Here is a 5,834-nt window from a genome sequence, read left to right on the forward strand (position 1 = left end):
GGCGATGCCCTGTTGCTGGGCGAGAAGCTCGAACTCGTGCTGGCGACGATGGCCTGCCACGGATCGGTCCGGGCCGGTCGGTCGCTCTCGGTCGCGGAAATGAATGCGCTGCTGCGCGAAATGGAGCGCACCCCGCGCTCCGGCCAATGCAACCATGGGCGCCCGACGTGGGTCAAGATCGATGCACAAAGCTTGAAGAAACTCTTCGAGCGATGATAGTGCAGAGGTCCTATGCAGCAGGCGATTATATACACCCGTTTCTCTACCCTTGAGCAGCGCGACGGCGTCTCTCTCGAACGCCAGCTAGAGCGTTGTCAGGAACTCGCGACTGAACTCGATCTTGAGATTGAACGGATCGTTTCAGATCAGGGTAAGTCGGGTTTCCACGGGCGGCATCGTATGAACGGCGCCGGTCTGGCGGAACTTGAGAAGGAAATCGTCGCCGGACATCATCGGGGAAAGACGATCCTGATCGAAAAGATCAGCCGTCTGAGCCGCGAAGACCCGAATGATTCATTCGATCTCATGAGAAGCATCACGCGCAACGGCGTGACGCTTGCTTGCTGGGACGGTCGCCTCACTTACCGTGCAGGCGAAAATCCGGACTTCATGTCTGTGATCCAATTCTTCCTCACCGCGAAAATGGTCCACGAAGAATCTGCCGCAAAGGCTGACTTCGGTCGCGATCGCTGGAAACGTCGCCGAGACGCTATGGCGAGCGGCACCATCGCGAGCGCACTAGGTCCGTCTTGGCTGAAGCTCTCCGAAGACCGGACCGCCTGGCTTGTGATCGATGAAGGCAAAGGGCCGAACCTGGATCGCGGCGAAATTGTGCGAGCGATCTTCGACATGGCTGATGGCGGGTTAGGCTCTCATACGATCGCACAAAGCCTTAACGCATCGGGCATTGCGCCTTGGCCGCGTTTTGAAGGTGAAAAGCGGAAAGCCCCGAAGGCATGGTCGAGGGGGACCGTCCTCCGAATCATGCAAAATCCTGCGGCCATCGGTGACCACCAGCCCATGATGACCGACGACCACGGCAAGAGCGTCGCTGCTGGAGAACCGATTCGCGGCTATTTTCCACGCATCGTCCAGCCAGACGTGTTCGATCGAGTTCAAGCTATGGGCGGCTCACGGAAGGACGTTCGTGGTCGGCGATCGGCTGTCGTGGCCAATCTCGTGTCCGGCCTATGCCTTTGTGAGGTCTGCGGGGGCGTGATGGAATATGTCCGTGGGCGTCGAGCAGGCTCCGTTATCAATCGAAAAGGTCGTGAGCCCGAGATCATGAAAATCGACACCGCTTCGCTGCGGTGCCGAGTCGCCGCTCAGAAATTGCCTGAGTCGGACCCCAACCATTGCGATAATCGCAGGAACATCGCGTATCTTGGCATGGAACGCGCACTTCTCGATTCGTGTTTGCATCTTGCCATGGATGATGGATCGTTTGCGCAGAACGATGTTATTGCCGCCGCTAATGTCGAAATCGCCGATCTCCGGCGCGATTGCGAGATTGCAACGAAGAAAGCGGTGAATCTGTGGGAGGCTTACGCGGAGGAGCCTTCCGACATGGCCAAAAAGCTCGCGCAGAAAGCGGAACAGACTGCGGCCGAGATCACCTCACGAATTGCTGATCTTGAAGAAAAGCGTCGAAAGGCCGGTGGCGCTGTAACCGCGATCGAGCACATGACCCGCTTGGCCGCAATCCGCGAGCGGCTCTACGCCGAAGACCTCGATGACCGAGCGATTGCACGATCCATGGTCGCCACCGGTTTGCGATCAGTCATCGAGAAAATCATGTGTCACGAGGACGGGACATCCACCGTGACGTTCAAACATGGCCTGCGGATGATTCAGCTTGTCCCCGGCAGCGGCAGACGGCCCTCAACCTTCATCGATTGGGACTTGTCGAAACGGTCGAGGTTGGACCGCCTGGAAGGTTCGGCGCGGAAAATTGCGGAAAGCGTCCTGCGTCGTTCGGATGAGACTAAGCAGCGAGCGCCTGATGATAGCCCAGCAGAATAGCGATTTCCGGTGCGATGGAAGCAACAAGCGCGTCAATTGTTGGCGCGCGCTTCATTGCTAGTTGGCGCCACATGGGCGAGGTTTCGGAGTATCCGCGCAGAGCCTTATGCTCGGTGAACACGAAGTCTCCTTCGCGCCTGTCGTTGGCCAGAAGATAGGCCCGACGACCATTTGAATTCACCGCTTGCACGATTGTGCGGTGCGAGCCGCTACGCGCCAGCGTCAAATTCGCCGTATATTCCGGCGTATCGAAATTCTGCAAAACAAGGTCTCTAAAAAAGGCGAGGAGGCGTTAGCCCAATTGAGACATGCTGTCCATGCCCTTCAATCGAAACCGAAAACGACCACGATGCCGATTTCATTTCGTTAATCCGTTCGCTCCCCGGTTTCGGTTAGCATCCGGCGAACGTAAAATACGCAGGAGCGAGCAATGGCATCGACAGCGACAGACGATTTTCTCCAGGGGTTGAGCCGGGGATCGTCGTTCGACCTTTCCGTCACGGGCGCAAGGATTGTCAGCCCCGCTGCGAAATTCGGGGAAGAGAGCCGCCCCGCGATCGAGTTGAAATGCTACTGGCGCCCGTCGCTCTCGGATTCCTTGAAACGGGAAGTCATCATCGGGGACCAGATTCATCCGCCTCGTCTGATCGAAGACCCACCTGAAGGCGTGAAGCCGCGAGAGGACGAGGTTGGCTGGAGGCTTCGAAATTGTCCGATCATGCTCTGGATTGAGCCGGTGTCCTCCGAATGGCGATCCGATCTTGCCGATCGAAAGGATGCTAGGGATTGGGTCGGGCAACTGACCTACTACCCTCCGGCCGAAGATTTCGGTGACAGATGGCCAACGATCACAGGAAATGTCCGGCTGGCGACCTCCGAATTTGATCTTCTGCGGTCTCGGTTGCTTTCGTCGGAAAAGCCGAAGCTGGATTTCGTTATCGGGATCGAATTCCCGCAGCCGCCCGAAGAGGGGGATTTCAGGTCGGTCTACCGGTGGAATGGCGTTGACAGGTTGCCCATCACGGACGCCAGCGTGCTGATCAAGGTCGCGGATTGGGCACCGGAAAGTGATACATTTCGCGAGGAACAGCGGGAGTTCAAGAATCAGGTAAGGGAACTGGAGATGTCGATCGAGCCCTCAACCGAACATCTCGAAACGCGGGCCGCGATTAATCGCTTGAACGAACTGTCGTCGAAACTCGCGACACCGCTCTGGATCGCCGTCGGTTTGTTGACGGTCATGCTGTTGCGATCATTCACCTGATCGTCGTTGCCATTCCGAGGTGAGAGCGACGATTTCAGAAAGGAGGACGCGTTAAACAAAATAATGCCGCGCACGTTGTCGGGTTAGCTTACACTGTATTGGTGTATTAAAGATTATTCGTCAGCGTACGATGCTGTCGAGACGCTGGCCTTGTACGTCAATTCCAGAGGATCGACGCCTTCAAGAACAGGGGAGGCGTAGCACGTAGTCCAGACATGGTGAGGCTCAACAACCCGATGGTTTTCGCGAAATGCGCCGCCGTCTACCAGATTGTTGGTGTAGCCGACGTTGTAAGCCTCAATGTCGAAATAAACATCCGTGATCGGCCGCGAACTTTTGTTCCAGAAACTCACCTTGATCGGATAATCGGGCGTGCAGCGAAACACCGGAGGCGCTTTCTGCCCCGGCTTAACGAACGGGGGAGGTGCCGGTATCGTGCGCTTGCCGTCATCATAAACCGCTTCCACAACGAGGTTCGTTTCTGCGCGGGGGAAAATTACGGGGCTGAGATAGGTGAACCACACGCCACCGCAAGCGACCGTCACGACCACAATTGTTATCGCGAGGATGGCTGTCCGCCACGCCGTTTCCAGCAGCTTCATGAGAACGTCGCCAACCGTGACCGGCTGAGCGAGGCGACCGATGTGAAACGGCCCGTTCCAGATTTTCCGCCAGATGCGGCCCGCACTATAAGCTATGGACATGCCCCCTCCATGGCCAAACATCTAACCTCGTGAATTTGAAACGCAATCCGCGATCGCAGGCCTATTGAATGTCGGTTCCATTATCGGCAATCGCGGTCTGGTTGCACCGTCAGGGGTAGGGTTCGCAAGCGATCCCATCGCCGTCACCGTCCATGTGCTCGCCATAACCGGGTTCTCCGCGTCTCAGCGGGTCCAGGCCTTGCGCTCGGACGGCATCGCATCCGGGGAATTGATATCCTGTGGGAAGGGCTGCCAGTTTGGCCTTCCGTGCCTGATGACCATCCCATGCATTCAGCGCGAGACCGGCCGCTCCACCGAGGATCACAGCGCCGATGATGTAGTCCGCGATCATCCCCCAACCCTCACGCCTACGCGAGCGGCGGCGAGGACGGATCGTGTGGATTGAGCGGTTTCTGGCCATCGCCGAAGGCTACGGCGGTAGATTTGACGAAGCGTAAACAGCCGCACAGACTTCAAAACCAGCCTAAACATTGAGGTTAAACGATATTTCAACACCCATCTGCAAACCTATCGCTTTGATCGAGAGGTTCAGATGAAAAAGTTCGCTCTGGCCGCGTTGATGGTTTTCGGCGAGCCAGCGTCGGCGCAAGAATTTGCACGAGAGGGCACGTGGACGATTAAGCAAGTCGCCGGGCGCTGCACTCTGTCACAAGTTTTGCAGCACGACGACGATCGACGCGAAATCTTCAACGTCTATTATGACGCACGGGAAAAGAACGTCCTGATGACGTTTAGTTCGACTCTCACGACCTCGTTGCCAAGTGAAGGAATGACAAAGCTGCACCTCGACTTCTCGTCAAAGGGCGTTCTTGACGATGGCTGGGGTGAAAGAGATTTCAGCTATCGCCTTGTGCCGGATACGGACATGCACATGTTCTCGACTTTGTTCGCCGGAAGCAGCGCCGTCTCCGATTTCTTCCAAGATTTGGCGAAATCTGATTTCGTGGGTGTGCGCTATGGCGTGAGAGCAGTTGCCGGAAGCGACCTTCGTGGCTCTTCCTCAGCGATTGCCAGTTTGAGGAAATGCGCATTTCAGGCCGCCGGGCTCGATCCTCGCGACCCGTTCGCCCAATGACCAAACGTCAGCCAGTCCAGACGATGCCGGATCAACGGGTTCTGCAAGGTTTTGTCCATCAATCCGGCTGGTCATCCTCGCGACCGAAGAAAACTAGCATCATGTTCCGTTCGGACAGGTTGGTCGCGCATACCCACGCGTGATCACCCGGACGGTCGTGGTCCTCGATCCAGTCATCAATTTCGGCATCGGTTAGCTGGTCGAGGACGAGTGTTCCGATAGGGTTCGTTCTCAGGAACTCATGACGCTCAGCGCGGGTCAGACCGGTCGGGACGACAACGTCGATACCTCGTTGCGCTCTTCCCCTGGCGAGAACCGGTTCCAGGCGTTCCTTCAATGCTGCGATGTATTCCTCGTCACCATCGCACAGCGGACAGCCGGTTTTCTCGTGGGGATGGTCTTCGGTCATTGTTCACCGAAAAGCAGGGCGACCACCTGATCGCGGGACCAGCCATCAAGGTTCACTAAAATGCCACTCTTCAGATAGGAATCGATGAGATCGAGCAATTCATCGTCAGCCTCAATCGGGGCATCAGCCCCCGGACCCAGCAGGTGAAATCGGGTCTGCCTTGGTGTAAAGATGTAGCGGCACCGATACCGCTCGCCATCTTGGGTCACGCCGCTGATATCGACTTGCCAGGCCTGAAACTCAGCGTCGGACATCAGGGTAGTGTCGATCGTCCCGCTTTGATGGTAACCGTCCGATTGGGACCGCCTGCCTGATGGCGCGATAATCTCTTAAGAGACG

Annotated in this window: 8 protein-coding genes and 1 pseudogene; 4 read left to right on the top strand and 5 right to left on the bottom strand. The window is 56.9% G+C overall.

The features are described from left to right. Both V7066_RS21515 and V7066_RS21520 read left to right on the top strand, forming a co-directional pair. A pseudogene (locus V7066_RS21515) lies at positions 1 to 216 on the top strand (DNA mismatch repair endonuclease MutL); the annotation flags it as partial. A 15-nt stretch (positions 217 to 231) separates the two neighbouring features. Then, positions 232 to 2,022: a recombinase family protein gene (locus V7066_RS21520; protein ID WP_334185027.1), complete on the top strand. Its 1,791-nt coding sequence runs from the start codon at positions 232 to 234 to the stop codon at positions 2,020 to 2,022. Here the strand turns inward: V7066_RS21520 and V7066_RS21525 are convergent. Then, on the bottom strand, positions 1,985 to 2,284 hold the full coding sequence (locus tag V7066_RS21525) for a hypothetical protein (protein ID WP_334185028.1): 300 nt from the start codon (positions 2,282 to 2,284) through the stop codon (positions 1,985 to 1,987). The genes V7066_RS21520 and V7066_RS21525 overlap by 38 nt on opposite strands. A 168-nt stretch (positions 2,285 to 2,452) precedes the next feature. Between V7066_RS21525 and V7066_RS21530 the strand changes: the two genes are divergently transcribed. Then, entirely contained in the window at positions 2,453 to 3,286 is an 834-nt protein-coding gene (locus tag V7066_RS21530) for a hypothetical protein (RefSeq protein ID WP_334185029.1), read from the top strand. A gap of 113 nt (positions 3,287 to 3,399) precedes the next feature. On the opposite strand, the gene V7066_RS21535 is transcribed toward V7066_RS21530, so the two are convergent. Together V7066_RS21535 and V7066_RS21540 are read right to left on the bottom strand one after the other, a co-directional pair. Beyond that, on the bottom strand, positions 3,400 to 3,990 hold the full coding sequence (locus V7066_RS21535; RefSeq protein ID WP_334185030.1) for a hypothetical protein: 591 nt from the start codon (positions 3,988 to 3,990) through the stop codon (positions 3,400 to 3,402). A 109-nt stretch (positions 3,991 to 4,099) separates the two neighbouring features. Then, positions 4,100 to 4,342 carry an excalibur calcium-binding domain-containing protein gene (locus V7066_RS21540; RefSeq protein ID WP_334185031.1) on the bottom strand — a complete coding sequence of 81 codons (243 nt, stop codon included), beginning with the start codon at positions 4,340 to 4,342 and terminating at the stop codon, positions 4,100 to 4,102. A 201-nt stretch (positions 4,343 to 4,543) separates the two neighbouring features. On the opposite strand from V7066_RS21540, the gene V7066_RS21545 reads away from it, so the two are divergent. Further along, positions 4,544 to 5,086, top strand: coding sequence for a hypothetical protein (locus V7066_RS21545; RefSeq protein WP_334185032.1), 543 nt, complete (start codon positions 4,544 to 4,546; stop codon positions 5,084 to 5,086). A 58-nt stretch (positions 5,087 to 5,144) separates the two neighbouring features. Here V7066_RS21545 and V7066_RS21550 read toward each other — a convergent pair whose 3' ends face one another. Next, positions 5,145 to 5,495, bottom strand: a complete 351-nt coding sequence (locus tag V7066_RS21550; RefSeq protein WP_334185033.1) for a hypothetical protein — start codon at positions 5,493 to 5,495, stop codon at positions 5,145 to 5,147. After that, positions 5,492 to 5,749: a hypothetical protein gene (locus tag V7066_RS21555; RefSeq protein ID WP_334185034.1), complete on the bottom strand. Its 258-nt coding sequence runs from the start codon at positions 5,747 to 5,749 to the stop codon at positions 5,492 to 5,494. Before V7066_RS21555 ends, V7066_RS21550 begins: the two co-directional genes overlap by 4 nt. Positions 5,750 to 5,834: the final 85 nt, after the last annotated feature.

Source organism: Novosphingobium sp. (assembly GCF_036820275.1).
Taxonomy (GTDB): Bacteria; Pseudomonadota; Alphaproteobacteria; order Sphingomonadales; family Sphingomonadaceae; genus Novosphingobium.

Coding starts and splice junctions, on each gene's coding strand:
- V7066_RS21520 (WP_334185027.1), top strand. CDS start 232: ATGCAGCAGGCGATTATATACACCCGTTTCTCTACCCTTGAGCAGCGC.
- V7066_RS21530 (WP_334185029.1), top strand. CDS start 2,453: ATGGCATCGACAGCGACAGACGATTTTCTCCAGGGGTTGAGCCGGGGA.
- V7066_RS21535 (WP_334185030.1), bottom strand. CDS start 3,990: ATGTCCATAGCTTATAGTGCGGGCCGCATCTGGCGGAAAATCTGGAAC.
- V7066_RS21540 (WP_334185031.1), bottom strand. CDS start 4,342: ATGATCGCGGACTACATCATCGGCGCTGTGATCCTCGGTGGAGCGGCC.
- V7066_RS21545 (WP_334185032.1), top strand. CDS start 4,544: ATGAAAAAGTTCGCTCTGGCCGCGTTGATGGTTTTCGGCGAGCCAGCG.
- V7066_RS21550 (WP_334185033.1), bottom strand. CDS start 5,495: ATGACCGAAGACCATCCCCACGAGAAAACCGGCTGTCCGCTGTGCGAT.
- V7066_RS21555 (WP_334185034.1), bottom strand. CDS start 5,749: ATGTCCGACGCTGAGTTTCAGGCCTGGCAAGTCGATATCAGCGGCGTG.